Genomic DNA, 24,886 nt, shown 5'->3' on the forward strand with positions numbered 1-24,886 from the left:
CGTGCTCATGGTCGGCGTCACCCCACCTCGCGGCGCGGTGACGCCGGCCGAGGCCACCCGCATCGGCGACGTGCTCACCGCCCGCCTCGCCGGCCTCGACCTGGACGCGCTGGTCCTCTACGACATCGACGACGAGAGCGACCGCAACCCGTCGCAACGCCCGTTCCCGTACCTGCCGACCATGGACCCGGCCGCGTTCCACCGCGACCACCTCGCCGGCTGGGACCGGCCGGTGATCATCTACCGCTGCGTCGGCAAGTACCGGCAGGCCGAGCTCACCGACTGGCTGCGGCAGATCGACACCGCCCGGGTCAGCAGCGTCTTCGTCGGCTCGTCCTCCTCGGCCAAACCGGTCCACACCACCCTCGGCGAGGCTCAGGAGCTGCGCGAACGGGTACGCCCCGACCTGCCGCTCGGCGCGGTCATGATCACCGAACGGCTGGGCGAGCACACCCGCATGCTCGCCAAGCAGCAGCGCGGCGCCTCGTTCTTCATCTCCCAGATCGTCTACGACGTCGCCGCCACCACCCAGCTGATGACCGACTACCACGCCGCCACGGACGCCCCACGGCCGGTGATCTTCACGCTGTCGGTGTGCGGGTCGCTGAAGACGCTGGAGTTCCTGGACTGGCTCGGCGTGCAGGTCCCGCCCTCGGTCGAGCACACCCTGCGCACCTGCGCCGACCCGCTCGCCGAGTCGTACGCCCAATGCCTGGCCAACGCCCACGAGCTGGCCGCGTTCTGCCGGTCCCGGAACATGGCCTTCGGCTTCAACGTCGAGAGCGTCTCCATCCGCAAGACCGAGATCGACGCCTCCATCCGGCTCGCCCGGGCACTGCGCGAGCGCGGCCTCAGCTGAGGCTGGGTGAGCACGGCTCAGCTGAGGCTCAGGCGCAGCGTGGTGCCCGCCGCCGTGTCCGAGACCATCCGAGCGACCGTCCCCTCGCCGTACCGGCCGTACTTGGCGCGGTACGCGGCGTCGACGCTGTCTCGCAGCCCGGCCGGGCCCACGCCGACGTCCTCGACCGTGACGGCGGCCTCCACCCCGGGGACGCGGACTGTCGCCCGTCCCTCGCGCAGGACGTGACCGAACCAGCCGGTGTCGCGGCGATGCCAGGTCCGGACGAACACCTGGTCCTCGACGCGGACCACCCAGATCGGCGTCCACCGCCGCCCGGCGATCTCCAGCTCGTCCGCCTCGTCGAGAGCCCGCAACTGCTCCGCCGGCCACACGATCTCGCCCATTGGTCGAAAATAGTCTGTGCGGGCGTGTAGAGAACCGGGACCGCGGCTTCGTCCCTGGGGTGTCCGAACCACAGCGAGAGGAACCACACCGTGAAATACCTGCTGATCGTCGACTACCGGCCCGGCAACGACGACACCCCGATGGAAGAGTGGAAACCCGCCGAGGTGCGGGCGCACATGGACTACTACAACGCGCTCAACAAACAGCTCGAGGCCAACGGCGAGCTCGCCGGCGGATACGCGCTCACCCCGCCGCCGACGGCCAAGACCGTCACCTCCGACGGCAGCACCCCGGCCGTGGTCACCGACGGCGTCTACCCGGAGACCAAGGAGGTCCTGGCCGGCTTCCAGGTCGTCGACGTCGAGTCCGAGGAACGCGCCGTCGAGATCGCCAAGCTGGTCTCCCAGGTGCCCGGCCCCGGCGGCGTGCCACTCGCCCAGCCGATCACCGTGCGTCAGGTCATGTACGAGTTCAGCGGGGAATGAGCGTCGACCGAGCGACCGAGGACCTGCTGCGCGACACCGCGCCGCAGGTCCTCGCGGTGCTCACCCGCCGCTACGGGGACTTCGCCGCCGCCGAGGACGCCACCCAGGAGGCGCTGATCGCGGCCGCCCGGCACTGGCCCGCCGACGGAGTGCCCGGCAACCCGCGCGGCTGGCTGATCCAGACCGGCGCCCGCAAACTGCTCGACCAGCGCCGCAACGAGCAGTCCCGCCGCCACCGCGAGGAACTCGCCGCCGTCCGCGACCTGCCCGGCGAACCGATCCAGCACGACGACACCCTGACGCTGCTGCTGCTGTGCTGCCATCCGGCGCTGACCCCGGCGTCGGCGATCGCGCTCACCCTGCGCGCCGCGGGCGGCCTGACCACCGCCGAGATCGCCCGCGCGTTCCTGGTGCCGGAGTCCACGATGGCGCAGCGCATCAGCCGCGCCAAGCAGCGCATCAAGGACACCGGCGCGGTCTTCGCCCGTGACCAGACCCGCCTGCCGCAGGTCCGGCACGTGCTTTACCTGATCTTCAACGAGGGGTACGCGGCCAGCACCGGAAGCGCCGTGCATCGCGCGGATCTGTCCGCCGAGGCCATCCGCCTGACCCGCATGCTGCCCGCCGACCCCGAGTCGATCGGCCTGCTCGCCCTCATGCTGCTCACCGACGCCCGCCGCCCGGCCCGCACCGACGCCTCCGGCGGCCTGGTCCCCCTCGACGAACAGGACCGCACCCGCTGGGACCACGCCCGCATCGCCGAGGGCACCGCCCTGCTCGACAGCGTGATCGGCACCGCGCCCGCGGGCGAGTACCAGATCCAGGCCGCCATCGCCGCCCTGCACGACCGCGCCGCCACCGCCGCGGACACCGAATGGCAGCACATTCAGGCCCTGTACAGCATGCTCGACCAGAGCAACCCGGTCGTCGTGCTCAACGGCGCGATCGCCGCGGCCATGGTGCACGGCCCCGCACACGGCCTGGCCCTGATCGCCGACCTGCGACTCCCCGGCCACCGCCTGGCCGCCACCCGGGGCCACCTGTACGAACGCTCCGGCGACACGGCCCGCGCCATCGAGCACTACCGCGAGGCCGCCGCCCTGACCACCAGCATCGCCGAACGCGACCATCTGATCCTGCGCGCCTCCCGCCTGCGCTGGCCGGAAAGCCGATGACGTCGCCGCCGCAGGGCGCCGGCTGGCTGCCGCACGGCTACCACCTCGACACCCACCGCCACGCCGACGGCCAGCTCGTCTACGCGGCCGCCGGCGCGCTGGCCACCACCACCGAACGCGGCACCTGGGTCGCCCCCGCGAACCGGGCGACCTGGACCCCACCGGGCTTCGACCACTCGCACCGCTTCTACGGCCGCACCGACGTCCGCCTCATCACCGTCCCGGCCGACCGCTGCGGCGAACTCGCCGCCCACCCCAGCGTGTTCACCGTACGCCCGCTGCTGCGCGAGGCCATCCTGGCGCTGACCGACCGCCCGGAGAGCCGCCCCGGCGCCCACGAACGACTCCGCGCCGTCGTGATCGACGAGCTCACCGAGACCCCCGAGCAGTCCCTGCACCTGCCCGAACCGCACGACGACCGGCTCCGCGCCGTCACCGCCCTGCTGCACGCCGACCCCGCCCGCGGCAGCACCCTGGCCGAGCTGGGCCGCGCCGCCGGAGCCAGCGAACGCACGCTGAGCCGCCTGTTCCACGCCGAGCTCGGCATGAGCTTCCACCGATGGCGCACCATCCTGCGTATCCACCACGCCCTCATCCACCTCACCGACGGCCGGTCGGTCACCAGCACCGCCACCGCGTGCGGCTGGTCCAACCCGTCCAGCTTCATCGACGCGTTCACCGAGGTCGTCGGCCAGACACCCGGCCGCTACCAGGCCGATCTGTAGGTTGGCGGGTTTCCGGCATCAGAAGGCCATTCACCGGTGGCCCGCAGGCAGGCCGACGCCCGACAGTGGTCGCATGGACAACACCACAGTGGTCATCGTCGGCGCCGGGGTCGCCGGCCTCACCCTCGGCAACTTCCTGCTCCGCCACGACATCGGCTGCGTCATCGTCGAGAAGCACAGCCGCGCCTACGTCGAACAGCGGCAGCGGGCCGGCACCATCGACACCCGCGGCGTCCGCATGTTCCGGCGGTGGGGGCTCGACGAGGTCGTCGAGGGTGACCCCGTCGACCAGCAGTCCGGCTTCTTCGTCGACGGCGAGGAACTGCCGCTCGACTTCGCCGAGGACGACAACAGCGAGAGCGTGTTCTGCCCCCAGCAGGTCCTGGTCCGCAACCTCACCGACGTGTACCTGCGCGACGGCGGCGACCTGCGCTTCGAAGCCGCCGACGTCACCCTGCACGACCTCACCGGCGAGCACCCCGTCGTCAGCTTCGGCGGCACGGCGCTGGGCTGCGACTACATCGCGGGCTGCGACGGCGACCGCGGCGTCAGCCGGGCCTCCATCCCCGACGGGCACCTGACCCGCCACTCCCACGAATACGGGTACGCCTGGCTGAGCGTCCTGGCCGAGACGCCGACGAAGCCGTCCGGGATGGCGATCCACTCCCGCGGCCTCGCCGGGCTGATCCCCCGCGGCCCCGGCGCCAGCCGCCTCTACCTGCAGTGCCGCCTCGACGACACCGTCGAGGCGTGGCCGGACGAGCGCATCTGGGCCGAGATCGAAGCCCGCTTCGGCACACCCCCGGCGACCGGCCGGATCCTCGACAAACGCCTCGTGCCCCTGCGCAGCGTCGTGTACAGCCCGATGACCTACGGCCGGCTGCACCTGCTCGGCGACGCGGCGCACATCGTGCCGCCGATGAGCGCCAAGGGCATCAATCTCGCCCTCAACGACGCCGAGGTGTTCGCCAACGCCGTCATCCAGCGGGTACGCACCGGCGACCCGAGCCTGCTCGACACCTACTCCGAGACGTGCCTGCGCCACATCTGGAACTACCAGGCCTTCGCCACCTGGATCACCGACCTCATGCACGACGCCGGCGACGCCACCTACGCGGGCGAGTTCCGCAAACAGGTGGCCCGCGCCGAGCTGCAACGCCAGTTCACCTCCGAGGCGGCCAGCAAGCTCTTCGGCGAGCTGACCGCCGGCGTGAACTAGAGAGGCTCGGGCCGGCCCTATGCCGGCACCCGCTCCGGGGCGGCACCCACGGCCGGCTCGGCCTGAACGCCGGCCGCGGCGAACACCCGCGCGACGGCGTCCGTGCGCCGGGCGGATTACCGACCACGGCCTCAGTCCTGTCTCGTGGACCCCGCCTCGCACTTGGGTGATCCACTCGCACTTGGGTGATCCACGAGACAGGACTCAGCAGCGCAGGCGCGGGGCCAGCCCGGAGGTGTCGGTGTGCCGGTCGCGGTACGCCGACTCCAGGAAGCCGACGAGGCGGCGTACGTCGGCATGGTTGGAGGCGATCCCGAACGAGACTCGCACCGCGCCGCCGTGCGGCAGCCCGATCAGGGCCAGGTAGTCGTCGATCGTGCGCACGCCCCAGTCCGCCGAGGCGTGCAACCGGTCCAGGCCGATGCCGAACGCGCCCTCGCCCGCCCCCGGGTTGCAGAAACACCCGGTACGCAGCGACAACCCCGCCCGGGTGGCCTCCGCCGCGACCAGCCGCTCATCGACGACCCGGCCGTCCGGATCGAGCAGGTTGAACGCCACCGTGGCGCCGCGGCCCTCGGCGCCGGCCGGGCCGTAGATCCGCGCCATCGGCCGGCCGTTCGCGTGGCGCAGCGCGACGAGCCGGTCCAGCAGCCAGCCGGTCAGCGCCCCCACCCGCAGCCGCACCGCGTCCCGCCCGGCCGCCTCCAGCCAGTCCAGGCCGAACTCCACGTCGGGGATGTTCAGGAAGTTCAGCGTGCCGTCCTCGAACGCCGACTCGTCCGGCGCCTGCTGATGCCATTCGGTGCCGACGCTGACCGCGGCGATCGTGCCACCGGCGAACCACGGCCGCCGCAGCCGCTGCAGCGAGGAACGGCGCGCCACCAGGCAGCCGATCCCGGTCGGGTAGCCGAACACCTTGTACCAGCTGATCGGCACGAAGTCCGGGCGTACCCGGCTCAGGTCGAGCGGGTTCGTGGGCAGATAGGCCGCCACGTCCAGCAGCACGTCGTAGCCGGCGTCGTGGGCCAGGTCCACCCAGTCCAGCGGATGCTGCACGCCGGTGAAGTTGCTCTGCGCCGGGAACGCGAACAGCCCGCCCGGCCCCTCGCGCAACGCCTCCGCCACCGCGGACGTGGGGATTCGCAGCTCCGGGCCTTCGAGCGCGACGTAGCGGCGGGCGCCGCCGGCCCGCCGGGCGTACTCGCGGATGCCGTTGACCGAGTTGTGGTTGTCGAAGGTCATCACCAGATCGCCGAACGGGTACGCCTCACCGACCAGCCGGCACGCGCCGGACGCGTTCGGCGTGAAGATCACCGCGTACTCGTCCGGGTCGGCGTCGAGGAACCGCAGCACCGCGCGGCGGGCCGACTCCACCAGTTCGGTCGAGGCGGCCGACGCCGGGTTCTCCGAGTGCGGGTTCCCGTACGCCCGGCCGGCCAGCCGCTCGTGATGCGCCCGCAGCTGGGCGTCCGCGTACACCCCGGCGCCGGTGTAGTCCAGGTAGACCTCGCCGTCGCGGTCCAGGTGCGCGTACTCGGTGGCCCGCAGCTTGTCCAGCGTCTCCGACGCGTACCCGGGGTAGCCGTCGAGTTCAGCCACGGCGGCGCCTCCGTAGCACCAGGACCGTCGCCACCAGGAACAGCACGGTCATGCCGGCCAGGATCAGCCAGTTGTGCCACTCGGGGCGGTCGAAGGAGTCGCCGTACGCGGCCAGCAACGGCGGCCCCAGCGGCGACCCGCCGTTGCGCCACAGCTCCGGCACGTTCGTCGAGTGGCCCAGCGCCTCGAACGCCCACCGGTTCGACATGGCGTAGCTGATCGCCCGGCCGACCGGCGCCATCACCGGCACCGGCAGGATCGCCCCGACGAACAGCACCTGCGGGAAGCACAGCATCGGCAGCAGCAGGCTGGCCTGCGCCACGTCCGACACGCTCGCCGAGCACAGCAGGCCGAGGGCCAGCGCGCACGCCGAGGCGAGCAGCGCGGTCAGGTAGACCTCCGCGAAACCGGCGGCGCCGAGCGCCGGGAGCCGGTCGAGCAGCCGCAGCACGGCCAGCAGCACCAGGTCGGCCACGGCCAGCAACGGCAGCAGCAGGACCACCTTCGCCGCCAGGTACGGGCCCAGCCGCAGCCCGGCGAACACCTCCCGGCGCAGGATCGGCAGCTCGGTGCAGATCTGCAGCAGCCCGTAGGTGAGCCCGAAGAAGAACACGCCGAACGCGATCCAGAACAGGATCATCACCGTGGTGCCCGGGTCGGGGCTCGTCTCGTCGAACGAGCCCGCCTCGAACAACATCAGGAACATCGCCAGGATCATCAGCGGCGACCCGGCCAGGATCGCCAGCGTGAGCCGGTTGGAGCGCAGGATGTCGACGTTGCGCCGGGCGAGAAGCAGCGTCTGGCCGCGACGGGCCGGTGGGGAGGACAAACGCTCATTCTCTGACACCGGCGACGGGAAAGAACGTTCGTTCTCCCCAGCCCCCGGCCAGGCCGAGGCGTCGGCCAGCACCGCGTACACCCCGATCAGGTCCTCGGTCTTGAAATGCGCCGGAGCGTCGGCCGGCGGCCCGGCGAAGACCAGCCGGCCACCGGGGGCGAGCACGACGACCGTGTCACAGCGCCCCACGTCGGCCGGGTTGTGCGTGGTCAGCACCACCGGCACCCCGCCGTCGGCGATCCGGCGCAGCAGCGCGAGCAGATCCGCCGCGGCCGCCGGGTCCAGCCCCGACGTCGGCTCGTCCAGGAACAGCGCCCCGGGCCGGGCCAGCAACTCCACCGCGATCGACGCCCGCTTGCGTTCCCCGCCGGACAGCGACGCGACCCGGGTGTCCGCCCGCGCGGCCAGGCCGAGCACGTCGAGCACCTCGGCCACCTGGCGATCCACCTCGGCGGCCGGCAACCGCAGCCGCGCCGCGTACCTCAGGGTCCTGGCCAGCGGCAACTGCTGATGGATGATGTCGTCCTGCGGCACGTACCCCACCGGCGCACCGGCCGCGCCGTCGCGGCGTACCTCACCCTCGGCCGGCGGCCGCACACCCGAGAGCGCGTCCAGCAGGGTGGTCTTACCCGCCCCCGACGCCCCGATGATCGCGACCAGCTCACCCGGCGCCACCACCAGTGACACCTTGTCGAGCGTGCGCCGCCCGCCCCGCACCACCTGACCGATCCCGCTCGCGGTGATCGACAGTCCTGGCCGGACGGTGACCTGTGGATGATCGTTGGCAACCGGCATCCGGCCACCGTAGTTCACCGTGAATAGATAGTGTTCGAGTCATGCCCTCCTGCACCGCCGCCGACGGCACAGAGATCCCCTACACCGACTCCCGCCCCGGCACGGGCACCCCGGTGATCGCCCTCACCACTGATCCGGTCGAGCTCCCGGTGCGGCTGATCACCCCACGGCTGCGCCGGGCCGAGGACGTGGAGGCGCTGCGCGAGCAGCTTCAGCTCGAGCGGCTGGTCCTGCTGGGCGATGCTTCGGGTACGCGGATAGCGACCGATTACGCCGCCCGATTCCCGTCGCGGGTGGGCGCCCTGGCGGTGAGCGGCGCCGATGCCCCCGCCGGGCTCGACGTGCCCGTGCTGGCCGGGCAGCCCGATGCTCTCGTGCCGTTCCTGCAGCGCGCGGTGACCGCCGACTGGTACTGGGACTTCGCCGTCCGGCAGACACGCGGGGAGTCACCGACCTACGAGCGGCTGTCGCTCGCGGTGGCCGGCGACGACGAACTCCTGGCCCTGCTGACCGAGCTGCCCGAGCCCAAACGCCAGCCCAACCTGCTCTTCGGCGTGGTGCGGCTGCTCGGCGGCCCGGTCGGCGATCCGGCCGCGTTCCACGACTTCGTGGTGGCACGCTGGGCGGAGATCGCCGAGCAGATGCGTACGCGGGCCACCCAGACCAACGAGTCCGGCCGCACCGCCCTGCTGCTGCCTCTTCTCGCCGCGCTGCCGCAGCCGATCGCCCTGATCGAGGTGGGCGCCGCCGCGGGCCTCAACCTCTACCCCGACCGGTACGCCTTCCGCTACGGCGACCACACCGTCGGCGCCGGCTCACCGATGATCGAGTGTGACCTCACCGGCCTGACGCCACCGGACACCCTGCCCACCGTGGTCTGGCGCGCCGGACTCGACCGCAACCCGCTGGACGTCACCGACGCCGGCGACATGGCCTGGCTCGACGCGCTGATCTGGCCCGAGCACACCGACCGCCGCGACCGCCTGCGCGCCGCCGTCGAGGTGGCCCGGGCCGACCCGCCCCACCTGGTCCGCGGTGACCTGCTCGACACCCTGCCCGCCCTGGTCGAGCGGGCACCGGCCGGCGCGACCGTGGTGGTGTTCCACTCGGCGGTGCTCTACCAGGTGCCGCAGCCGGCCCGCGACCAGTTCGTGACCCTGGTCAGGTCGCTGCCGGCACACTGGATCTCGGTCGAGTCGAGCGGGACGCTGCCACTGGACGGCATCCCGCCCGGCCCCGACAACCTGTCGCACAACGTGCTCGCCCTGAACGGCACGCCGCTGGCCTGGACGCACGGTCACGGCCGGTCGCTGACCTGGTTCGGCGTCACACCGTCGGAGGCGGCTCAACGGGGAAAGTAGCTATCGGTAGCGAGAGACCGCCCCCAGCGCGGCGGGGCACTGTCACGTCCGCCGGCCGATGCCGACCGGTGTTGTCTGTCGGAACGCTCGCAGTGCGGAGCTGATCATTTCCGCAAGGGGCTGCGCTCCAGTCCGGTCACCCAGGTGGCGATCCGGTTCCGCACCGGGTGCAGCCGTCCCGCCGTACCGGCTACCGCTCGGCGTACGGCCCGGGCGGCCGGGTTGCTGAGCTGGGCCATCCGGGTCATCCGGTCGGTGAACCGAACCACCTCCAGTGCGGTCTCCCGGCGCACCCGCGCGTAGGAGTCCAGGTCCGCTCCGGAGGCGAGCTTGGTGGCCAGGTCGTACGCATCCGCGATGCCGGTGTTCATTCCTTGTCCCGCGGCCGGGCTGTGGACGTGCGCCGCGTCGCCGGCCAGGAACACCTTGCCCACCCGGAACCGGTCGGCGACCCGGTGGTGGATCCGGAACCGGGACGACCACGCGGGTTCGGCGGCCGTTCGGAACGGGATCCCGCGGGCGCGCAGCAAACCGTCCACGAAAGCCCGGTCCGGCGCCTCGGGCGCTTCGCCGGCGACCGTTGCGACGATCCGGTGGTTGCCGCTGGGCAGCAGGCCGAGCACGGTGACCCGTCGGCGGCGTAGCCGGTCATCCGACCGTCCACACCGCACTGGGCGCCGCGCTGACCCGCGACGGCCGCTTCGACGAGGGCATCGCCATCCTGATGCGCACGTGGCAGAGCGACCGGACGAGCTGGCGGCCGTGGGACGTCCTGCAGGTAGCCGGCAGCCTCGCGATCAGCCTGGCCGAGAGCGGGCGAGGCGCGGAGTGCGACCGGGTGCTCCAGGACGTGGCGGCGCTGGCCGCGTCGGTCGAACGGGACGGGCACGCGGCCGCGATCCCGGGACTCAGCTCCTTGCGTACGGCAGCCGGCCGCCGCCGGTATCAGCAAGGCGACACCGAGGGCGCGGTCGCGCTACTACGCCGCGGCGTCGGCTACGCGGAACTGCATCCGCGGCCACTCATTCTGGTCATGGCGCTGATCTACCTCGCCGACGCGGAACTCGCCTGTGGCCGCGGGCCCGCCGCCCGGGCCGCCCTGGCCCGTGCCCGCGAGACCACCGACGACGAACCCGTCAGCGCGTTCGCCATGCGCTGCCTCGCCGACGCCGAGACCCGCCTGGGCCGCCGGGCCGCGCGGAGCGCCGTACGCGCGGGCGTGCTCCACGAAGAGCTCACCGACCGCGAACTGTCGGTGCTGCGTGCGCTGCAGGGTAACGCCAGCCAACGCGAGATCGGGGCGGCCCTGTTCCTGTCGATCAACACCGTCAAGGCGTACACAAAGAGCCTCTATCGCAAGCTCGGGGTGGCCTCCCGGCAGGACGCCGTCACAGCCGGCCGCTCACACGGGCTGATCTGACCACCAGGGTCAACAGCCGTCAAGCAACCACGCCGGGACCTATCACTCCTGTCGGCTGCCGGGCACCTTCTCTCCGACCGGCGGTGCGCTGAGCTGGACCTGCTGCTGGTCCCGGACGCCTACCTCGGCCGGACGCCGCCGGCGTGGCTGGGTGTGGGGCCGACGTCGCCGAGCCCGGCGGCGGAGCTGGAGAAGCTGGCCTACCTGAGCCGCACCGGCCGCCAGGTCGACGACGAGGTGCTGGCGCACATCTGGCCGACCCACCACGAGAACGTGCACTTCTACGGCACCCACTCCGTCGACATCGACGGCGAACCCGCCCAGCTTGACACCGACGGATACCGGCCCCTGCGAATGGCCGAGACCGGCGGGGCGGGCATCTGACCGTCCCTCACCAGTCACGTAGGACGTGTTGGGCGGATCACTACCGGCCGGCGTCGTGGTCCGCCCAACACACCCTCATGCACCGATCGACTCAGGAGACGGGCACCGTGAGAACGGCCGGGTCGCCTGTACTCCAGAGGCCCCGGATGCGGCGGTTGCTGATCTGCCAGCCCTGCTCGGTGCGCCGGAAGGTGTCGTCATAGGTGCCGCCCAACAGGAACTGCTCTCCACCCCGCACATGCTGGGCGGTCATCGTGGCGTGGGTGGTGGCGACGTCGCCGTCGATGCTGACCTCAATGTTGTGTACAGCGTGATGGGTCGCATCGAGCGACCCCAGGAAAGCCCGGGTGCCCTCGACGATCTCCGCACGCCCGCCGGCGGCCGCGTTGACGTAGTCGCCCTGTGCATCCTCGGTGTAGCCGGCCGCGAGCAGCTCCCAGTCCTTGCTGTCCATCGCGCGGGCGATCCGGTACAGCACGTCGGTGATGGCGGCGCGGTCGAGCAGTTCCTGAACGTCGTTGCTGTGCATGGTGGTTCTCCTGGATCAGATCGGTGGGACGCTCCGACGCTAATACGGCACTACTCAGTGCCGCAATCGTTGGTGCGTACCATCACGGGATGACCAGCACTCCCACGGCGGGTAAGGCCGGACGCCGGCGCGACCCCGAGAAAGGCGCGCAGATCCTCCAGGCCACCCTCGACGTGCTCGCGGAGACGGACTACGCCGACGTCACCATCGAGTTGGTCGCGGCCCGGGCCGGAGCGGGAAGGCACGCCATCTATCGCCGCTGGGAAGGCAAGGACGAGCTGATCCTGGCCGCCATCGCCTGCACCGACTCGGCCGACCTGGGCCCCGACGGCCTGCCGGACACCGGCACACTGCGCTCGGACTTCCTGGCCCTGCTGGACCCGAACTGGATGGGCGGCAGCGAGCGGCGCCTGCGCATCCTGAGCAGTGTCTCGGCCATGATCACCCGCACCCCCGGGGCCGTGGACGCCGTGATCAAGGCCATCGTCGACCCGTCAACCGCCGCGTACCGGTTCCTGATCCAGCGGGCCGTCGATCGGGGCGAATACGCCCCGCCGCACAACCTCGACGCTCTGGCACAGGTGATCCCGTCGATGGCTGCCTACCGCGCGTTCTTCATGCAACAGGTCGTCGACGAGGAATTCATGCTCTCGATCATCGACGGCGTCGTGCTGGCCGCACTTCGTGAACCATCCGCTGCCAACCGCTAAGAGCGATGCTGATCCACAGAAACATCTGGCCTCGACATGGCTGCCGACCGCCCGGCGCCCGGTGGCGCTCGTGGCCGCCGTCGACGCGTTCCTCGACCGGTTCCGCGACGACCCCGCCACCCGGGCCACCTACACCGAGACGATGCGCCGGCTGCGCGAGACCGCCGGGGATCAGCTGCCGGTGGCCGCGCTCACCCCGGAGATCTACGAGCAGACGATGGCCCGCCCGCGCGCCGAGTACCTGTCCAAGCAGGCCTCCAAGCTCCACGATGAGCACCGTGCCCGGCGCCGCGTATTGCCACGGAAGATCCAGGACCTCATCGGTGCGAAGGTCGTGAGCCGCGGGACGGTACCGACGCGAGCCCTCCGGGCCGAACGGCTCGAGCACGTCGCGGACAAAGGGCTTTGTAGTCGTAGCTGTCGAGCCAGAAGCCTTCCGGCGAATCCCGGCCCCGGCGGTGCCGTACCGCCCGCCGGTGATGAAAGTCGTCGGCCGACACCTGCACGACGTCACGTCCCCGGCCGCTCAGCACCGCGGCGAGCTCGCGGGCGAACGTCGACTTACCCACCCCGTCGGCCCCGTCGACAGCCAGCCGCACACATCGCGGCGCGGGGAACGCCGGAACCAGGCCGGCGACATCGTCCAGCAATCGCTCCCGCATGACGCCCATCCTTACGGCTCCTGTGGCGTGTGCCGTTCCAGATAGCGCCGGATCTTGTCCAGCAGGGCCGGGTTCTCCTCGACGGCCCAGGTGACGAGGTTGCACCGATGGCACAGCAGCTCCCGCACCTCGCCCGTCCGATGGTCGTGATCCACCGCCAACCGCCGCGGCGCACCGCCTCGCCCTCGCGCGGTCTCCAGCTGACCGCACACGGCGCAGCGGCCATCCTGCCCGACCAGCATCCGTTCGTAGTCCGCAGGCGTGAGTTGGTACTTGTCCCGAAGGACCTGTGCGTGTGACGCCCGGTCACCGTCGTTCGCGGCGTACCGGGCGCGCTTGTCCGCCAGGATGCATGTCTTGCAAGGAAGACGCGGTTTCGTCGTGTGCTTCCAGTTGTAGAAAGCCGTCCGAGGCTTGATCTCGTCACATTTCGCGCAATGCACCAGCTCGTCACTCACGCTAACACCATACAGGCTGTGTGTTGTTACCACATAGCGGTCATTATGATGTGCCGACGTTTTGTCCGATTCTCGGATTAATGGATTACCGGTAATGGCAATCTGTTAATCCGGGGGTGTCAGCAATCCGCGCGGGTCTTGTGTGGAGGATCGGGCCGGGGTTGGGTCGCAGGATGTCTCGGATCGCGTACGACGGCCAGGACGCCGCCGCCTTCGCCGGCACGCGGCATCTCGCCGCCGCCGCTCTCGACGTCTGGCGGGCCGCGGTCGGGCGCCACCTCCCCCCGGCGCAGGGCCTGCGGCTGCTCGACCTGGGCTCGGGCACCGGCGCGTGGGCGAAGGCCTTCGCCGACACGTACGACGTGATCGCCGTCGAGCCGTCCGGCGCGATGCGCGCCCGCTCGGAGCACCCGCACGTGATGATCGGCGACGCCGCGCACATCCCGCTGGCCGACGCGTCCGTGGACGGGGTGTGGCTGTCCACCGTCGTGCACCACGTGCCCGATCTGGTCCGCGCCGCCCAGGAGATCCGCCGGGTGCTGCGTCCGGGCGGCCCGGTGCTGATCCGGTCCGCGTTCGCCGGCCGGCACGACGCGATCACCCTGTTCCGCTACTTCCCGGAGGCGATCCGCGTCCTGGACAGCTACCCCAGCGCCGCGTCGGTCCAGGAGGCGTTCGGGGCCGCCGGCTTCACCGTCGCCGCGTTCGAGCAGATCCCGCAATGTACGGCCGTCTCGCTGCGCGACTTCGCCTCGCGTCTGCGCCGGGCCGCGCACACCCCGCTGCAGCTGATCACCGACGCCGAGTACGCGACCGGTCTCGCCCGCCTGCACGCCGCCGCCGCCCGGATCGACGGCCCGGTCATCGACGCCCTGGACCTGCTCGTCCTGAGGTAGTGCGCGACACCGCCACGGCCGGCGACGTGAGGGCGAACCGCCGCGACGCCGAACTCGATGGCGTTCATCGAGATCCGCGCCGTGGCCGGACGCCGCCGGCGCAAGCCCGGCGGATCTCCCGGGGAGGATCTGGACCGGTTGAAGGGGACCGACTGGACGCCGGCGGACACCGGCCGGTGGGTCGCGGCCACCAGGCCGACTGCGGGCGGCCGGCGTGCCTGCTCGGGGTTGTTGCCGCCGTCGTGACTGGGCGTGGGGTTGAGGTGGGTTCGGCATGCGGCCCGGATCGTTGCGGTTACGGACCCGCCGAGAGGTAGGCGTCCAGGGCAGCGGCGCCGGTGAGCATGGCCCGGGCCCGGGACGACAGCCGGGCGCGCCAGTCGTGCAGCGCCGACTGCAGCGGCTCGACGCCGCCGGCGGTGCGGACCTGGGCGATCAGCGGCGCGATCTGCCCGAGGCGGTAGCCGCCGCGGCGCAGCTGGTGGACGAGCTGGGCGTCGCGGACGTCGGCCGCGCTGTACACCCGGTAGCCGGTCTGCCGGTCGCGGCGTGGTTGCACGAGACCGGCGCGTTCCCATTTGCGCAGGGTCGCCGGGCGCAGTCCGAGCCGCCTCGCGAGCGGCCCCACGAACGTCTCGCCGCGCCCCGGTGCCGTGCTCGCGAGACCGCGCTCGTCGGGCACGGGCGCCAGGTCGCGCAGGGCCGCCTCGACCGCCCGCAGGGTGTGCCGGTCGTCGAGCAGCTGCGCGTGACTCTCGTCGATGAGCCGGTACGCGTCGTCCGGCGAGTCCCGGTTGACGGCACGCATGATCTCCGCGGCCGTGCGGTGCCCGTGGCCGGGGATGAGGGCGAGAAAGGCGCTCAGCGCGTACGCGTGGAGCGGGGTGTAGGAGCGGTAGCCGGTGACCGTGCGCGGGGCGGGCGGGAGGATGCCGTCGTCGGTGTAGTTGCGGATCGCCTGCGTGGACAGGCCGTGCCCGCGTGCCAGGTCGACCGGCCTCAGCCGTACCCCGGATTGAAGGTTTTGCCGCGCCATCCCACCCAGCTCGCACCGAAGTCTCAACCGTCGGTTCAACGATACCGTTGAGGGAATGACAACTGGTATCGACGCTGCGAACGTCATGAAGCTGCTCCCGGGCCGGCCGCGGGTGCTCGGCCTCGGCGAGCCCACCCACTTCGAGGACGTCCTGCTGGAGGTGCGCAACGACCTGTTCCGGCAGCTCGTCGAGCAGGAAGGGTTCCGGGCGATCGCGATCGAGAGCGACTGCCTGATGGGCACGGTCGTCGACGACTACGTCGGCTCGGGCGAGGGCACGCTGGACGAGGTCATGGAGCGCGGTTTCAGCCACGGCTTCGGCGCGTCGGCGGCCAACCGTGAGCTGGTGCGCTGGATGCGCGCCTACAACGCGCCGCGCCCGCGGGTGGAACACGTGCGTTTCGCCGGCGCCGACGGTCCGCTGGAGCTGACGACCGGTCCGGCGAGCCCGCAGGAGGCGCTGACCCTGCTGTACGACTACCTCTCCCCGCGCGTCGACCTGCCGCACCCCAGGGAGGCGCTCGCGGCGGATGGCCGGTGGACCGATCCCGCCGCGATGATGGACCCGTCGCACTCCCCCGGCCGCACGCCCGCCGCCCGGGAGCTGCGGCTGATCGCCGACGACCTGGCGGGGCTGCTCGACGCGCAGACCCCGGCCGGCTCGCGGGAGGAGTGGCTGCGGGCCCGGATGTACGCGCGGACCGCGGTCGGCCTGCTGCGCTACCACCACTGGATGGCCGACACCTCACCGCACCGCATCGCCCGGCTGCTCGACATCCGCAGCGCGATGATCGCCGGGAACCTGCTCGCCGCCGCCGCCGAGTGGGGCCCGGTCCTGGCGTTCGCCCACAACAGCCACCTGCAGCGTTACCGCAGTTCGATGACGATGGGCGGGCAGCGGCAGCAGTGGTGGAGTTCCGGCGCGCTGGTGGAGGCCCGGCTCGGCGCCGGGTACTCGTTCCTGTCCATGGCGGTCGGCACGATCCGCCACCGGGGAGTGGACACGCCACCGCCGGACACGATCGAGGGCCGGCTGTACGCCCGGCCGGACGACCGCGTGCTCGTCGACCCGCGCTCACTGGCCGACCCTGTGCCGGCGGCGCGCGTGTCACCGTGGTTCGGCTACGCCGCGCTCGACCCGTCCCACCTGCCCGGCATCGACGGCGTCGTCTATATCAAGGACTGCCGGCCGACCCAGCCGTAGCGCTGGCCGTGATCCAGCGCGACAGGACACCGCGGGCCGCGCCGGTGTCGACGGCCGCGGCGCACCCGGGCAGGGCGGCGGCGAGTTGCTCCGCCACGGGCGCGTCCGACAGACTCGCGGCCACGCACACCGCCGCCGCGTTGAGCAGCGTCACATCCCGGATCGCGTCGCGCCGCCCGTCCAGCAGGGCGTGCGTGATCCGGGCGTTGGCCGCGGCCGTGCCGCCGCGCAGCTGGGCCGGTTCCGCCGCCGGGATGCCCAGCGTGCGCGGGTCGAGCGTGGAAGCCCGCACCACGCCGTCGCGGACCGTCCACACCGACGACGTGGTCACGGTCGTCAGCTTGTCCAGGCCGTCGTCGCCGCGCACCACCAGCGCCTGCCTGCCGCCGGCGGCCAGCACCTCGGCGACCACCGGGGCCAGGCGGGCGTCCGCGACCCCGATCACCTGGTGCCGGGGCGCCGCCGGGTTGATCAGCGGACCGAGGATGTTGAACACCGTCGGCACGCCCAGCTCCCGGCGTACCGCGGCAGCGTGCCGCAACCCGGGGTTGAAGCGCGGCGCGTACAGGAAGGTGATCCCGGCGTCGACGGCCACCCGGGCGGCCTGCCGCGGGGTCAGGTCGAGGGCGACCCCGAGGTGTTCGACCAGGTCCGCGGCGCCTCCGGTGGACGACGACGCGGCCCGCCCGCCGTGCTTGACGACGGTCAGGCCGGTGGCGGCGGCCACGACGGCGGCCATCGTGGAGATGTTCGCGGCCCGGGTGCCGTCGCCGCCGGTGCCGGCGATGTCGACGGTCGTGCCGGGGACGCTCACCGCAGCGGCGCCGGCGAGCAGGGCGCTGACCAGCCCGGTTATCTCGGCCGGGGTTTCGCCCTTGGCGCGCAGCGCGGTCGCGAACGCGGCGACCTGCGCCGGGGTGGCCTCGCCGGAGAGGATTCGCGCCATCGCCCAGGCGCTCTCGGCGCTGGTGAGGTCGCGGCGGGCGAGCAGCCCGCTGAGCATCAAAGGCCAGGTGACGGTCATGGGATGTCCTCAGGGTTCGGGGCCCGGTGAGGACATACGAAAAACGGCCGCCTCACCGAGGCAGCCGTGGAAACGCTCGAACGCGGGGCCGCCTAGAGGGCGGGCCACCACAGGGCCGGGCGCGTGATCACGTCCGGGACTCTACTACGGTGATCGGATGACGGTGGGTGGCGCGGTCGCCGAGATGACGCGGCTGCTGACGCCGCACGTCGGCGCGGACTGGGATGTCCGGGCCGGCTCGCTGGACTGGTCGTGCTGGGAGACGGCCGCCCACATCGCCCACGACCTGACCGCCTACGCGATGCAGCTCTCGGCCGGGACGGACGACGCCTATCTGCCGCTGGACCTGGTCGTCCGGCCGGGCACCCCGCCGGCGCGGCTGCTGCAGATCGTCCAGGGGTGCGGCCGGCTGCTCACCGCGGCCGTCGACGCCGCCGGACCGGACGCGAGGGCCTGGCACTGGGGTCCGACCGACCCGACCGGCTTCGCGGCGCTGGGCATGAACGAGACGCTGGTGCACACCTACGACATCGCGCAGGGTCTGGGCCTGGACTGGCTGCCGCCCGAGGACGCCGCGCGAACCATCTTGGACCGGCTCTTCCCGGACGCTCCCACCACCGAAGACCACGCCGACATGCTGCTGCGGTGCACCGGGCGCCGCGGCGAGACCGGGCCGGACTGGACCCTCAGGGCGGCCCGAGGCTGAACGTCGACACCGTCTCCCACTGCCGCGCCCCGGTCAGGCCGGCGATCAGGCGTACCGAAGTGATCTGCTCTTGAAGGGCGTGACCGACGCGGCCGCCTCGGCCAGCACCGTGAACGCCGGGAAGCCACGGAACAGGCGGGCCCGCGCGGCCGTCCGGATCGACGACAGCGGCAGGAACGGGTACAGCACCGTCACGTGCGCGGGCACGCCCCAGGACGCCGCCCGGTCCAGCCGCGACCGGTGTGCGCCGAGGACCGGTTCGGCGGCGGGTACCGGGATAATCAGTGCCGTTTCCAAGGCCACGTCCACGATGCTGGGCGCATGGAACACAGGATCGCGCGGATCGGTGGCGTCGTCGGGGTGGTGCTGGGCGGCAGCCGTGCGCGGGGCACGCACCGGCCGGACTCCGACCACGACATCGGCGTCTACTACCGCGGCGAACTCGACGTTGCCGGGTTGCGGGCGCTGGCCGACGAGGTCGCCGACGAGAAGGCCGAGGTGACCGCGCCGGGCGAGTGGGGTGCGTGGATGAACGGCGGCGCCTGGCTGCGGGTCGGCGGCGAGCGCGTCGACTGGATCTACCGAGACCTCGACCGGGTCCGGCGGATCTGGGACGACTGCCGGCAGGGCCGTACCGAGATCGGCTTCCAGGTGGGGCACCCGCTGGGCTTCTACTCCCACGCGTACGCCGGCGAGCTGGCCCTGTGCAAGATCCTCGCCGACCCGACCGGCGAGCTGGCCGCCCTGCGGGCCGAGACCCGGGTCTATCCGCCGGCGCTGCGGCAGGCGATGGTCGACCGGCTGTGGGAGGCCGGATTCCTGATCGCCCAGGCCCGCAAGGTGACCGACCCGACCTACATCGCCGGCTGCCTGTTCCGCGCGATGGGCATCATGTGCCACGCCGTGCAGGCCCGCAAGGGCGAGTGGCTGATCAGCGAGAAGGGCATGCTCGCCGCGGCCGGCCTGCCGGAGATCCTCGGCGCGATCGGCTCGACCCCGGACGAGCTGCGCGCCACCATCGACCGCGTCGAAGAAATCCTCGAAACCCAGAAACAGGCTTAGGAGTACGCGCGACGGAACGGTCCCGTCATCCGGGCTCGGCCTCAGCGCGGGGAGACCTCCGCGCGCCCTGTTCCGGGTTGTCCCGGTGGGTCACCCCGGCGAGCGCCCGTGCCAGGGCAGGGCGCTCCAGGACGTGCCGGAACACACGTCTCCCTCGTGAGATACATTCCCAGATATGGGAGACGCTGTGGAGGACCGGCTGGCCGCCCGCCTCGCATCCTTACGGGGCGCGCGCGGCTGGTCGCTGGAATTTCTCGCCGACCGTTCCGGGGTGAGCCGCTCGACCCTGTCGCGGCTGGAACGCGGCGAGGTCAGCCCGACAACCGCGCTGCTGGGCCGGGTCTGCGCCGCGTACGGGCTGACCCAGTCACGGCTGCTCGCCCAGGTGGAGTCCGAGCCGGCCGCCGCCCTGGTGCGCGCCGCCGACCAGCCGGTGTGGCGCGACGACGAGGCCGGCTTCACCCGGCGCGCGGTGTCCCCGCCGCACGCCGGCCTGCGCGCCGAGATGATCGAGGGCGTGCTGGACCCGGGCGCCGACGTGGCCTACGACCGGGTCACAGTGCCCGGCCTGGAGCAGCACGTCTGGGTGCTGGACGGCGCGTTGTCGCTGACCGACGGCGACACGGTGCACGAGCTCGGGACGGGCGACTGCCTGCGGTTCCGGCTGTGGTCGGCGACCAGGTTCCGCAACTCCGGTCCCGCCCCGGTCCGCTACGCGATCGTGCAGGTGCTGCCGTGATCGAACGACTGGACGAGGCCGCCTTCGAGGCGTGCCTGCCGGAACTCGCCGAGCTGCTGGTGGACGCGGTCGAGGACGGCGCGTCGGTCGGGTTCCTTGCCGGCTTCGACACGACCGCGGCCCGGGCCTGGTGGCTGTCCAGGGCCCCGGCCGTGGCGAGCGGCGGCCTCGCCGTGTGGGTGGCCCGCACGGACGGCCGGGTGACCGGGACGATCTCCCTGGCGTACTCGGACAAGCCCAACCAGAAACACCGAGCCGACGTGGTCAAGCTGGCCGTGCTCCGCAGGTGCCGCGGCCAGGGCCTGGGCCGCCGCCTGCTGGAGACCGCCGAGCAGACGGCCGCCGCGACCGGCGTGACCCTGCTGATGCTCGACACCGAGACGGCGAGCGCCGCCGAGACCCTCTACCAGCGCACCGGCTGGCAGCGCTACGGCATCGTCCCGGAGATGGCCGCCGACCCGTCGGGTGTGCTCCGCGACTGCAGCTTCTTCTACAAGACGCTCGCCTGAAGCAGGCCGGCCGCCGGCGGTGTAAGCGCATACATCGATTGACCGCTTCCGTCGGTTCTGCCGGAAACCGCAGAACATGAACGCGCGATCGGCTCGGGTTTCGGGGGCGTGTCGGGCGGGTTACGTTCGCGGCGTGGCTATGAAAGCGCTTTCAGGGTCGAAGGCGGCGACCGTCTACGAGGTGGCGCAGCGCGCCGGCGTGTCCATCGCCACCGTGTCGCGGGCGTTGCGCGGCTCGGAGCTGGTCACCGAGAAGACCCGCGAGCGGGTCCGTGCCGCCGCCGCCGAGCTGCGCTTCACCCCGAACCGGTCGGGACGGTCCCTGGCCGAGGGCCGGCACGCGGCCAACGGGATCGTCTTCCCCGACCTGGTCGGCCCGTACTACGCCGAGGTCGTCCTGGGCTACGAGGAGACCGCGGCCGGGTTCGGCAGCAGCGTGCTCATCCTGGCCACGCAGCGACGCCCGGACGCCGCCGAGGCGGTGCGGGAACTGGCCGGGCGGGTCGACGGACTGGCGATCATGGGGCAGACGGTCGGGGACGACGTGGTCGAGGAGATCGCCGCGACCGGGCTGCCCCTGGTGCTGCTGGCCCGCGATCCGGTGGCGGGCGTGGACACGATCCGTACCCGCAACGAGGGCACCGCGGCGTCGCTGACGGAGCATCTGCTCGGGCACGGCTACCGCAGCTTCGCGTTCCTCGGCGACCCGGAGGCCGCCCCGGACGTCGCGGGCCGATATGCGGGGCTGGCGGCGGCGCTCGCCGCGCACGGTCTGGACGTTCCTGAGCCCGTACCGTGCGCGCTTGATCTGGAGAGCGGTCGCAAGGCCGCGCTGAAACTGCTGCGTGACCCACCCGATGCCGTCGTCGGCGCCAACGACGAGGTGGCCTTGGGCGTGTATCTGGCAAGAGAAGAAGGCGCGGGAAGAACCGCGATCACCGGCTGGGACGACCTGCTGGCCGCCCGGTTCGCCGGCTTGACCACCGTGGCCCAGCCGATGCGTGAGCTGGGCGCGACCGCCGCCCGCTGGCTGCACGAACGGATCAACACCAACCCACCACCGGCGCCGAGGCGCCGGGTTCTGCCGACCCAGCTCGTCGTCCGGCGCAGCTGCGGTCCGCACCCCCCGGAGGAGCTATGAACAGAGCATTGCGGAAGGTCGCGGTCGTCGGGGCCGCGGTGACACTCGTGCTGGCCGGCTGCGGCCGGGAGTCCGGCGGCGAGCAGGAGAAGGCCACGTCGGTGGCCGAGGGCAAGGCCAGCGGCGAGGTCACGGTGTGGGCGATGGGCACCGAGGGCGAGAAGCTCGGCGCGTTCGCCCAGGACTTCATGAAGGAGAACCCGGACGCCAAGGTGACGGTGACCGCGGTGCCGTGGGATGCCGCGCATCAGAAGATCGCCAGCGCGATCGCGGCGAAGCAGACCCCGGACGTGTCGATGATCGGCTCGACGTGGCAGGGGGAGTTCGCCAAGACGGGCGCGCTGGACCCGACGCCGCCGGAGCTGTTCCAGCGCGACAGCTACTTCCCGGGCGCGTGGGACACCACGGTCGTCAACGACACCTCGTACGGGGTGCCGTGGTACGTGGAGACCCGGGTCATCTACTACCGGACCGACATCGCCGCGAAGGCCGGCATCACCAAGCCGCCGGCGACGTGGGCCGAGCTGAGCGCGATGGCCAAGGCGATGCAGGGCGCGGGCGCGAAGTGGGGCATCAACCTGCAACCGGGCAAGACCGGGTCGTGGCAGTCGGTGATGCCGTTCGCGTGGTCGAACGGCGTCGAGGTGTCGGACGGCACGAAGTACACGTTCGACTCGCCGGAGATGGTCGAGGCGCTGCGGTTCTACCAGTCGTTCTTCACCGGCAAGCTGGCGCCGACCGAGCTGGCCGAGGGGGCGCTGGAGCCGGGCTTCGCCAAGGGCGAGATCGCCGCGTTCCTGTCGGGGCCGTGGATGGTCGACCTGATCAAGAAGCAGGGCGGCGCCGGTTTCGAGGACAAGTTCGCGGTGGCGCCGATGCCGAAGCAGAAGTCGGCCACGTCGTTCATCGGCGGCTCGAACATCGCCGTGTTCAAGGACGCCAAGAACCGGGACGCGGCGTGGAAGTTCCTGCAGTGGCTGGCCCAGCCCGCGGTGCAGACCCGGTGGTACCAGACGACCAGCGACCTGCCGGCGGTGCGGTCGGCGTGGCAGGACCCGGCGCTGGCCGGCGACAAGTTCCTGAAGGTGTTCGGCGAGCAGCTCAAGGACGCGAAGGCGCCGCCGACGTTCGCCACCTGGGAGCAGGTGTCGGCCGCGTTCGACACCGAGGTGGAGAAGCTGGCCAAGTCCGGCGAGGACCCCGCCACGGTGGCCAGGACCGTGCAGTCCAAGGCCGAGGCGATCGGTACGGGCAGCTGAGATGAGGCGGAGATCCCTCACCGGCTGGGGATTCGCCGCGCCGTTCACCCTGCTGTTCCTGGTGTTCATGGCGCTGCCGGTCCTGGCGTCGCTGGTGATGAGCCTGACCGACCTGCGCGCCACGGACCTGCGGAACCCGTTCGCGGTGAACTTCGTCGGCCTGGACAACTTCACGAGGCTGTTCGGCGACGACCTGTTCGTCAAGGCGTCGGCGAACACGCTGATCTTCGTCGTGGTCGGGGTGCCGCTGAACCTGGTGGTGTCGCTGGCCGCGGCGTCGGCGCTGAACTCGGGGCTGATCCGGTTCCGGGCCGCGTTCCGGGTCGGTTTCTACCTGCCGGTGGTCACCTCGATCGTGGCGATCGCGGTGATCTGGCGGTTCCTGCTGGACCCGGACGCCGGGCTGGTCGACAACCTGCTGCGCCTGGCCGGCATCGAGGGGCCGCACTGGCTGGGCAGCACCAGCACCGCCCTGCCGTCGCTGATCGTGATGGCGGTCTGGCGCAACTTCGGGTTCCTGATGGTGGTGTTCCTGGCCGGGTTGCAGGGCATACCGCAGCACCTGTACGAGGCGGCCCGGCTGGACGGGGCGTCGCGCCGGCAGCAGTTCCGCAACGTGACGCTGCCGCTGCTGCGCCCGACGTTGCTGTTCGGCGCCGTGGTGACCAGCATCGGGTTCCTGCAGCTGTTCGAGGAGCCGTTCGTGATGACGCAGGGCGGGCCGCTGAACTCGACCCTGTCGGTGTCGTACCACATCTACAACCAGTTCGGATTCGGCAACTACGGCTACGCGGCCGCGGCCAGCTACGTGCTGTTCCTGGCGATCGTGGCGCTGTCGGTGCTGCAGTTCCGCCTGCTCGGGGAGAGAGACTGATGCGGACCCAGGACCGGATCGCGAAGATCTCCCTCTACACGATCCTCTGCGCCGGCCTGCTGGTGGTCGTCGGGCCGTTCCTGTGGATGGCCCTCGCCTCGTTCAAGCCGGAGGCGGAGATCCGCCGGGTGCCGCCGACCTGGCTGCCGGACACGTGGACGCTGGAGAACTTCCGGCAGCTGTTCACCCGGCTGGACTTCCCGCAGTACTTCGCCAACTCGGTGCTGGTGGCGGTGCTGATCACGGCCGGGAACCTGCTGTTCTGCTCGCTGCTGGGCTACGCCCTGGCGAAGCTGAACTTCCCGGGCAGGCGGGCGCTGTTCCTGGTCGTGCTGGGCATGCTGATGGTGCCCGGGATGGTGCTGTTCGTGCCGCAGTTCGTGCTGGTGTCGAACCTGGGGCTGGCCAACTCGTACGCCGGTCTGGTCCTGCCGTTCCTGGCCGGGCCGTTCGGGGTGTTCCTGATGCGGCAGTTCCTGTCCACGATCCCGGACGACCTGATCGAGGCGGCCCGGGTGGACGGCGCCGGCGAGTGGCGGATCTTCTTCCGGATCGTGCTGCCGCTGTGCCGGCCGGCGCTGGCCACGCTGGGCATCCTGACGTTCCTGTCGAGCTGGAACAACTTCCTGTGGCCGCTGGTCGTGGCCACCACCGAGGACAAGTACACGCTGCCGGTCGCGCTGGCGCTCTACAGCGTGGGGCAGAACCGCACCGACTTCGGCCTGCTGCTGGCCGGGGCGGTGGTCGTGGTCCTGCCCGTGCTCGTCGTGTTCCTGATCCTGCAGCGGCACTTCCTGCGCGGGATCGCCACCACCGGACTCAAGTGAGAG

The 24,886-nt window shown here is 71.8% G+C and carries 29 protein-coding genes and 1 pseudogene; 20 read left to right on the forward strand and 10 right to left on the reverse strand.

What is annotated here, in order from left to right; translation table 11 throughout:
- Positions 1–7: 7 nt before the first annotated feature.
- A complete protein-coding gene (locus tag QSK31_RS11905; RefSeq protein WP_285683905.1) occupies positions 8–859 on the forward strand; it encodes a 5,10-methylenetetrahydrofolate reductase in 852 nt (283 codons plus the stop codon).
- A 17-nt stretch (positions 860–876) separates the two neighbouring features.
- Here QSK31_RS11905 and QSK31_RS11910 read toward each other — a convergent pair whose 3' ends face one another.
- Positions 877–1,245, reverse strand: a complete 369-nt coding sequence (locus QSK31_RS11910) for a DUF2255 family protein (protein WP_285683565.1) — start codon at positions 1,243–1,245, stop codon at positions 877–879.
- A 90-nt stretch (positions 1,246–1,335) separates the two neighbouring features.
- Here QSK31_RS11910 and QSK31_RS11915 point away from each other — a divergent pair, with 90 nt between their 5' ends.
- The 4 genes from QSK31_RS11915 (at position 1,336) to QSK31_RS11930 (ending at position 4,850) form a co-directional block, all read left to right on the forward strand.
- On the forward strand, positions 1,336–1,731 hold the full coding sequence (locus tag QSK31_RS11915) for a YciI family protein (protein WP_285683566.1): 396 nt from the start codon (positions 1,336–1,338) through the stop codon (positions 1,729–1,731).
- Complete coding sequence (locus QSK31_RS11920) at positions 1,728–2,906, forward strand: RNA polymerase sigma factor (RefSeq protein ID WP_285683567.1); 1,179 nt, start codon at positions 1,728–1,730, stop codon at positions 2,904–2,906. The genes QSK31_RS11915 and QSK31_RS11920 overlap by 4 nt, the downstream gene beginning before the upstream one ends.
- Positions 2,903–3,631 carry a helix-turn-helix domain-containing protein gene (locus QSK31_RS11925; protein ID WP_285683568.1) on the forward strand — a complete coding sequence of 243 codons (729 nt, stop codon included), beginning with the start codon at positions 2,903–2,905 and terminating at the stop codon, positions 3,629–3,631. The genes QSK31_RS11920 and QSK31_RS11925 overlap by 4 nt, the downstream gene beginning before the upstream one ends.
- Before the next feature lie 73 nt (positions 3,632–3,704).
- Positions 3,705–4,850 (forward strand): 4-hydroxybenzoate 3-monooxygenase, encoded by a 1,146-nt coding sequence (locus tag QSK31_RS11930; protein WP_285683569.1) that lies wholly within the window; start codon positions 3,705–3,707, stop codon positions 4,848–4,850.
- 204 nt (positions 4,851–5,054) lie between these two features.
- Here QSK31_RS11930 and QSK31_RS11935 read toward each other — a convergent pair whose 3' ends face one another.
- Together QSK31_RS11935 and QSK31_RS11940 are read right to left on the reverse strand one after the other, a co-directional pair.
- Positions 5,055–6,449, reverse strand: a complete 1,395-nt coding sequence (locus QSK31_RS11935) for an aminotransferase class V-fold PLP-dependent enzyme (protein ID WP_285683570.1) — start codon at positions 6,447–6,449, stop codon at positions 5,055–5,057.
- Positions 6,442–8,082 carry an ATP-binding cassette domain-containing protein gene (locus QSK31_RS11940; protein WP_285683571.1) on the reverse strand — a complete coding sequence of 547 codons (1,641 nt, stop codon included), beginning with the start codon at positions 8,080–8,082 and terminating at the stop codon, positions 6,442–6,444. Before QSK31_RS11940 ends, QSK31_RS11935 begins: the two co-directional genes overlap by 8 nt.
- Before the next feature lie 41 nt (positions 8,083–8,123).
- Between QSK31_RS11940 and QSK31_RS11945 the strand changes: the two are divergent.
- Positions 8,124–8,396: pseudogene (locus tag QSK31_RS11945) on the forward strand (alpha/beta fold hydrolase); the annotation flags it as partial.
- Positions 8,397–8,477: 81 nt separating this feature from the next.
- Entirely contained in the window at positions 8,478–9,443 is a 966-nt protein-coding gene (locus QSK31_RS11950) for a DUF2332 domain-containing protein (RefSeq protein WP_285683906.1), read from the forward strand.
- Between the two features lie 104 nt (positions 9,444–9,547).
- Here QSK31_RS11950 and QSK31_RS11955 read toward each other — a convergent pair whose 3' ends face one another.
- Positions 9,548–10,066, reverse strand: a complete 519-nt coding sequence (locus tag QSK31_RS11955) for an FAD-dependent monooxygenase (protein WP_285683572.1) — start codon at positions 10,064–10,066, stop codon at positions 9,548–9,550.
- A 101-nt stretch (positions 10,067–10,167) separates the two neighbouring features.
- On the opposite strand from QSK31_RS11955, the gene QSK31_RS11960 reads away from it, so the two are divergent.
- Together QSK31_RS11960 and QSK31_RS11965 are read left to right on the forward strand one after the other, a co-directional pair.
- Complete coding sequence (locus QSK31_RS11960; protein WP_285683573.1) at positions 10,168–10,863, forward strand: helix-turn-helix transcriptional regulator; 696 nt, start codon at positions 10,168–10,170, stop codon at positions 10,861–10,863.
- Positions 10,864–11,016: 153 nt separating this feature from the next.
- Entirely contained in the window at positions 11,017–11,247 is a 231-nt protein-coding gene (locus tag QSK31_RS11965; protein WP_285683574.1) for a hypothetical protein, read from the forward strand.
- Positions 11,248–11,338: 91 nt separating this feature from the next.
- Here QSK31_RS11965 and QSK31_RS11970 read toward each other — a convergent pair whose 3' ends face one another.
- Entirely contained in the window at positions 11,339–11,776 is a 438-nt protein-coding gene (locus QSK31_RS11970) for a nuclear transport factor 2 family protein (RefSeq protein WP_285683575.1), read from the reverse strand.
- 89 nt (positions 11,777–11,865) lie between these two features.
- Here QSK31_RS11970 and QSK31_RS11975 point away from each other — a divergent pair, with 89 nt between their 5' ends.
- Positions 11,866–12,486, forward strand: coding sequence for a TetR-like C-terminal domain-containing protein (locus QSK31_RS11975; RefSeq protein ID WP_285683576.1), 621 nt, complete (start codon positions 11,866–11,868; stop codon positions 12,484–12,486).
- A 317-nt stretch (positions 12,487–12,803) separates the two neighbouring features.
- Here QSK31_RS11975 and QSK31_RS11980 read toward each other — a convergent pair whose 3' ends face one another.
- Both QSK31_RS11980 and QSK31_RS11985 read right to left on the reverse strand, forming a co-directional pair.
- Positions 12,804–13,148, reverse strand: a complete 345-nt coding sequence (locus QSK31_RS11980) for a nucleoside/nucleotide kinase family protein (protein WP_285683577.1) — start codon at positions 13,146–13,148, stop codon at positions 12,804–12,806.
- A gap of 11 nt (positions 13,149–13,159) precedes the next feature.
- Positions 13,160–13,606, reverse strand: a complete 447-nt coding sequence (locus QSK31_RS11985; RefSeq protein ID WP_285683578.1) for an endonuclease domain-containing protein — start codon at positions 13,604–13,606, stop codon at positions 13,160–13,162.
- A 173-nt stretch (positions 13,607–13,779) separates the two neighbouring features.
- On the opposite strand from QSK31_RS11985, the gene QSK31_RS11990 reads away from it, so the two are divergent.
- A complete protein-coding gene (locus QSK31_RS11990) occupies positions 13,780–14,502 on the forward strand; it encodes a class I SAM-dependent methyltransferase (protein ID WP_285683579.1) in 723 nt (240 codons plus the stop codon).
- A 295-nt stretch (positions 14,503–14,797) separates the two neighbouring features.
- On the opposite strand, the gene QSK31_RS11995 is transcribed toward QSK31_RS11990, so the two are convergent.
- A complete protein-coding gene (locus QSK31_RS11995; RefSeq protein ID WP_285683580.1) occupies positions 14,798–15,538 on the reverse strand; it encodes a TioE family transcriptional regulator in 741 nt (246 codons plus the stop codon).
- Between the two features lie 55 nt (positions 15,539–15,593).
- On the opposite strand from QSK31_RS11995, the gene QSK31_RS12000 reads away from it, so the two are divergent.
- On the forward strand, positions 15,594–16,742 hold the full coding sequence (locus QSK31_RS12000; RefSeq protein ID WP_285683581.1) for an erythromycin esterase family protein: 1,149 nt from the start codon (positions 15,594–15,596) through the stop codon (positions 16,740–16,742).
- Here the strand turns inward: QSK31_RS12000 and trpD are convergent.
- The gene (gene trpD / locus QSK31_RS12005; protein ID WP_285683582.1) at positions 16,714–17,766 is read right to left on the reverse strand and encodes an anthranilate phosphoribosyltransferase; all 1,053 of its coding nucleotides are present in this window, start codon (positions 17,764–17,766) and stop codon (positions 16,714–16,716) included. The two genes, QSK31_RS12000 and trpD, sit on opposite strands and share 29 nt — an antisense overlap.
- A gap of 157 nt (positions 17,767–17,923) precedes the next feature.
- Between trpD and QSK31_RS12010 the strand changes: the two genes are divergently transcribed.
- Positions 17,924–18,472, forward strand: a complete 549-nt coding sequence (locus tag QSK31_RS12010) for a maleylpyruvate isomerase N-terminal domain-containing protein (protein WP_285683583.1) — start codon at positions 17,924–17,926, stop codon at positions 18,470–18,472.
- Between the two features lie 45 nt (positions 18,473–18,517).
- On the opposite strand, the gene QSK31_RS12015 is transcribed toward QSK31_RS12010, so the two are convergent.
- A complete protein-coding gene (locus QSK31_RS12015) occupies positions 18,518–18,775 on the reverse strand; it encodes a hypothetical protein (protein ID WP_285683584.1) in 258 nt (85 codons plus the stop codon).
- Between the two features lie 18 nt (positions 18,776–18,793).
- Here QSK31_RS12015 and QSK31_RS12020 point away from each other — a divergent pair, with 18 nt between their 5' ends.
- The 7 genes from QSK31_RS12020 to QSK31_RS12050 all read left to right on the forward strand — a co-directional run bounded on the left by QSK31_RS12020 (position 18,794) and on the right by QSK31_RS12050 (position 24,883).
- Positions 18,794–19,534, forward strand: coding sequence for a nucleotidyltransferase domain-containing protein (locus tag QSK31_RS12020; RefSeq protein ID WP_285683585.1), 741 nt, complete (start codon positions 18,794–18,796; stop codon positions 19,532–19,534).
- Between the two features lie 175 nt (positions 19,535–19,709).
- Positions 19,710–20,273, forward strand: a complete 564-nt coding sequence (locus QSK31_RS12025; protein ID WP_285683586.1) for a helix-turn-helix domain-containing protein — start codon at positions 19,710–19,712, stop codon at positions 20,271–20,273.
- The gene (locus QSK31_RS12030; protein ID WP_285683587.1) at positions 20,270–20,782 is read left to right on the forward strand and encodes a GNAT family N-acetyltransferase; all 513 of its coding nucleotides are present in this window, start codon (positions 20,270–20,272) and stop codon (positions 20,780–20,782) included. Before QSK31_RS12025 ends, QSK31_RS12030 begins: the two co-directional genes overlap by 4 nt.
- Before the next feature lie 139 nt (positions 20,783–20,921).
- Positions 20,922–21,923 (forward strand): LacI family DNA-binding transcriptional regulator, encoded by a 1,002-nt coding sequence (locus QSK31_RS12035; protein ID WP_285683908.1) that lies wholly within the window; start codon positions 20,922–20,924, stop codon positions 21,921–21,923.
- Positions 21,920–23,182: a sugar ABC transporter substrate-binding protein gene (locus QSK31_RS12040; RefSeq protein ID WP_285683588.1), complete on the forward strand. Its 1,263-nt coding sequence runs from the start codon at positions 21,920–21,922 to the stop codon at positions 23,180–23,182. Before QSK31_RS12035 ends, QSK31_RS12040 begins: the two co-directional genes overlap by 4 nt.
- A 1-nt stretch (position 23,183) precedes the next feature.
- Positions 23,184–24,056 (forward strand): carbohydrate ABC transporter permease, encoded by an 873-nt coding sequence (locus tag QSK31_RS12045; RefSeq protein ID WP_285683589.1) that lies wholly within the window; start codon positions 23,184–23,186, stop codon positions 24,054–24,056.
- Entirely contained in the window at positions 24,056–24,883 is an 828-nt protein-coding gene (locus tag QSK31_RS12050; RefSeq protein ID WP_285683590.1) for a carbohydrate ABC transporter permease, read from the forward strand. Before QSK31_RS12045 ends, QSK31_RS12050 begins: the two co-directional genes overlap by 1 nt.
- Positions 24,884–24,886: the final 3 nt, after the last annotated feature.

Origin of the sequence: Actinoplanes sp. NBRC 103695 (assembly GCF_030269485.1) — a bacterium.
Taxonomy (GTDB): Bacteria; Actinomycetota; Actinomycetes; order Mycobacteriales; family Micromonosporaceae; genus Actinoplanes.

Bases quoted from the DNA above. Each gene is read 5' to 3' on its own strand.
- QSK31_RS11990 (WP_285683579.1), top strand. From the start codon at position 13,780: ATGTCTCGGATCGCGTACGACGGCCAGGACGCCGCCGCCTTCGCCGGC.
- QSK31_RS11975 (WP_285683576.1), top strand. From the start codon at position 11,866: ATGACCAGCACTCCCACGGCGGGTAAGGCCGGACGCCGGCGCGACCCC.
- QSK31_RS12020 (WP_285683585.1), top strand. From the start codon at position 18,794: ATGGAACACAGGATCGCGCGGATCGGTGGCGTCGTCGGGGTGGTGCTG.
- QSK31_RS11920 (WP_285683567.1), top strand. From the start codon at position 1,728: ATGAGCGTCGACCGAGCGACCGAGGACCTGCTGCGCGACACCGCGCCG.
- QSK31_RS12025 (WP_285683586.1), top strand. From the start codon at position 19,710: ATGGGAGACGCTGTGGAGGACCGGCTGGCCGCCCGCCTCGCATCCTTA.
- trpD (WP_285683582.1), bottom strand. From the start codon at position 17,766: ATGACCGTCACCTGGCCTTTGATGCTCAGCGGGCTGCTCGCCCGCCGC.
- QSK31_RS11960 (WP_285683573.1), top strand. From the start codon at position 10,168: ATGCGCACGTGGCAGAGCGACCGGACGAGCTGGCGGCCGTGGGACGTC.
- QSK31_RS12010 (WP_285683583.1), top strand. From the start codon at position 17,924: ATGACGGTGGGTGGCGCGGTCGCCGAGATGACGCGGCTGCTGACGCCG.
- QSK31_RS12045 (WP_285683589.1), top strand. From the start codon at position 23,184: ATGAGGCGGAGATCCCTCACCGGCTGGGGATTCGCCGCGCCGTTCACC.
- QSK31_RS12035 (WP_285683908.1), top strand. From the start codon at position 20,922: ATGAAAGCGCTTTCAGGGTCGAAGGCGGCGACCGTCTACGAGGTGGCG.
- QSK31_RS11995 (WP_285683580.1), bottom strand. From the start codon at position 15,538: ATGGCGCGGCAAAACCTTCAATCCGGGGTACGGCTGAGGCCGGTCGAC.
- QSK31_RS11940 (WP_285683571.1), bottom strand. From the start codon at position 8,082: ATGCCGGTTGCCAACGATCATCCACAGGTCACCGTCCGGCCAGGACTG.
- QSK31_RS11905 (WP_285683905.1), top strand. From the start codon at position 8: ATGGTCGGCGTCACCCCACCTCGCGGCGCGGTGACGCCGGCCGAGGCC.
- QSK31_RS12040 (WP_285683588.1), top strand. From the start codon at position 21,920: ATGAACAGAGCATTGCGGAAGGTCGCGGTCGTCGGGGCCGCGGTGACA.
- QSK31_RS11910 (WP_285683565.1), bottom strand. From the start codon at position 1,245: ATGGGCGAGATCGTGTGGCCGGCGGAGCAGTTGCGGGCTCTCGACGAG.
- QSK31_RS11925 (WP_285683568.1), top strand. From the start codon at position 2,903: ATGACGTCGCCGCCGCAGGGCGCCGGCTGGCTGCCGCACGGCTACCAC.
- QSK31_RS11970 (WP_285683575.1), bottom strand. From the start codon at position 11,776: ATGCACAGCAACGACGTTCAGGAACTGCTCGACCGCGCCGCCATCACC.
- QSK31_RS12050 (WP_285683590.1), top strand. From the start codon at position 24,056: ATGCGGACCCAGGACCGGATCGCGAAGATCTCCCTCTACACGATCCTC.
- QSK31_RS12000 (WP_285683581.1), top strand. From the start codon at position 15,594: ATGACAACTGGTATCGACGCTGCGAACGTCATGAAGCTGCTCCCGGGC.
- QSK31_RS11930 (WP_285683569.1), top strand. From the start codon at position 3,705: ATGGACAACACCACAGTGGTCATCGTCGGCGCCGGGGTCGCCGGCCTC.
- QSK31_RS11980 (WP_285683577.1), bottom strand. From the start codon at position 13,148: ATGCGGGAGCGATTGCTGGACGATGTCGCCGGCCTGGTTCCGGCGTTC.